Source organism: Streptomyces sp. NPDC058086, from assembly GCF_042885015.1.
Lineage (GTDB): Bacteria > Actinomycetota > Actinomycetes > Streptomycetales > Streptomycetaceae > Streptomyces.
In genome coordinates, this window is the sequence record NZ_JBHVST010000296.1 from 1,092 (window position 1) to 1,434 (window position 343).

The following is a 343-nucleotide window of genomic DNA, read 5'->3' on the forward strand; positions in this document are numbered from 1 at the left end:
GACTCCGTTCCCTTGCTCCTCCGCGTCCGATTTGTAACAGAGACCGCCCTGGGCTTCAGCGTGAACGGCGTGGCGCCCGTGCTCGTATGCCCCGTCCGACAGGCACTCGACCCCCAGTCCCGGCGCCGATCCGTCCCACGCGTCCAGACGCGTGCGCAGCCGCTCCCGGACCGGCTCGGGCACCCAGTGCGCCCCCTGGTCCACGGCGGTGACGGCACGTCCCAGGGCCTGGGCCACGAAGGGGCTGCCCTCGGCCCACTCCAGCCCCGGCGGCAGGGGCGCCGGGGGCAGCAGGTCGAGCGAGTCGCCCGGCGCCAGCGGACCCGGTGCGACCGGACGCATG

General features: G+C 74.9%; 1 pseudogene. It reads right to left on the minus strand.

Annotation, left to right across the window (positions count from 1 at the left end):
• A pseudogene (locus ACFVWD_RS58370) lies at window positions 1–343 on the minus strand (hypothetical protein); the annotation flags it as partial.